The 1605-nt window shown below is 72.5% G+C and carries 2 protein-coding genes; one reads left to right on the forward strand and one right to left on the reverse strand.

The window, feature by feature from the left end; genetic code table 11:
• Positions 1–365 (forward strand): DUF4190 domain-containing protein (locus tag NS354_RS10045; protein ID WP_058594367.1); only part of this gene is annotated, 365 nt, incomplete at its 5' end.
• Positions 366–431: 66 nt separating this feature from the next.
• On the opposite strand, the gene allB is transcribed toward NS354_RS10045, so the two are convergent.
• Positions 432–1605 (reverse strand): allantoinase AllB (gene allB / locus NS354_RS10050; RefSeq protein ID WP_058594368.1); only part of this gene is annotated, 1174 nt, incomplete at its 5' end.

Below are 1605 nucleotides of genomic sequence, written 5' to 3' on the forward strand. Positions count from 1 at the left end.
GCGCCACCACCACCCCCGACGCCCGCTTCGCCGACACCACGCCGCTCGCGGCGAGCAGCGCCGCCTCGAGCGGCTCCGAGCCGTTCCCGAGCGGCCCGGTCGCCATCGACGACCACTCCCGCGCGTTCTCGATCACGAGCTTCGTGCTCGGCATCGCCTCCGTGGTGAGCGGTTGGACGTTCTTCGCCCCCATCACCGGCCTCGTCTTCGGCGTGCTCGCGCTGCGCCGCAACACGCGGGATCGCGCCCTCGCCCTGTGGGGCGTCTGGCTGAACGCGATCATGCTCGCCGTGTGGGTGCTCGCCGGCAGCCTCGCCGTCGCGGCCCTCGGGTTCGGAGCGCTCGCGCACCTCTGGGCCTTCTGAGCCGGCTCAGGCTCGCGTCAGCTCGCCGAGCCTCACCCGCCGAGCACCTCCACCGAACACACACCCTCAGGAGTCGAGCATGCCCCGCCGGATCAGCGTGCCGTGCGGGGTCTCGCCGTCGACGCGGCGCCCGCGGAGGATGGTCTGGCGCACGACGCCCGACAGCGGGCGGCCGGCGTACGGCGTGATCGGGTTCTTGTGCTGCAGCTCGGCGGCGTCGACCACGAACGCGTCGTTCTCGGCGAACACGGCGAAGTCGGCGTCGTTGCCGGGCGCGATGCTGCCCTTGCCCGTGAGGCCGACGTTGGCGGCCGGCTTCGTGGCCATCCAGGCGACGACCTGCTCGATGCCGATGCCGCGTCGGCGCGCCTCGGTCCACACGATCGGCAGCTCGAGCTGCAGCGACGAGACGCCGCCCCACGCGACGGCGAAGTCGCCGTTCTCGGGGTCTTTGAGGTCGATGGTCGACGGCGAGTGGTCGGAGGCGATGTAGTCGATCGTGCCGTCGAGCAGCCCCTCCCAGAGCAGCTCCCGGTTGTGCGCCTCGCGGATGGGCGGGCAGCACTTGTACTCGGTGGCGCCCGCCGGCACCTCCTCCGCGGTGAGCGCGAGGTAGTGCGGGCACGTCTCGACGGTGAGCCGCACGCCGTCGCGCTTCGCGGAGCGGATCATGGGCAGCGCGTCCGACGACGAGAGGTGCAGGATGTGGGCGCGCGCCCCGGTCCAGCGGGCGCGCTCGATGACCTCGGAGATCGCGAGGTTCTCGGCGCCGCGCGGGCGGGAGTGCAGGAAGCGCTCGTAGACGTCGCCCTCGGGCGACGGGGCGCGGTCGATGGCGCGCGAATCCTCGGCGTGCACGATGAGCATCGCGTCGTAGGTGACGAGCTCGCGCATCACCTGCTCCATCTCGTCGGCGTCGAGCGGCGGGAACTCGTCGACGCCCGAGTGCAGCAGGAAGCACTTGAAGCCGAAGACGCCGGCGTCGTGCAGGCCGCGGAGGTCGGGGATGTTGCCCGGGATCGCGCCGCCCCAGAACCCGACGTCGACGTGCGACTGCGGCCCGGCGACGGCGCGCTTCGCGTCGAGGCCGGCGACGGTGACGGTGGGCGGAATGCTGTTGAGCGGCATGTCGACGATGGTGGTGACTCCGCCCGCGGCCGCCGCGCGGGTCGCCGATGCGAAGCCCTCCCAGTCGGTGCGGCCGGGTTCGTTCACGTGCACGTGCGTGTCGACCAGGCCG

This window comes from Leucobacter chromiiresistens (genome assembly GCF_001477055.1).
Classification (GTDB): Bacteria; Actinomycetota; Actinomycetes; order Actinomycetales; family Microbacteriaceae; genus Leucobacter; species Leucobacter chromiiresistens_A.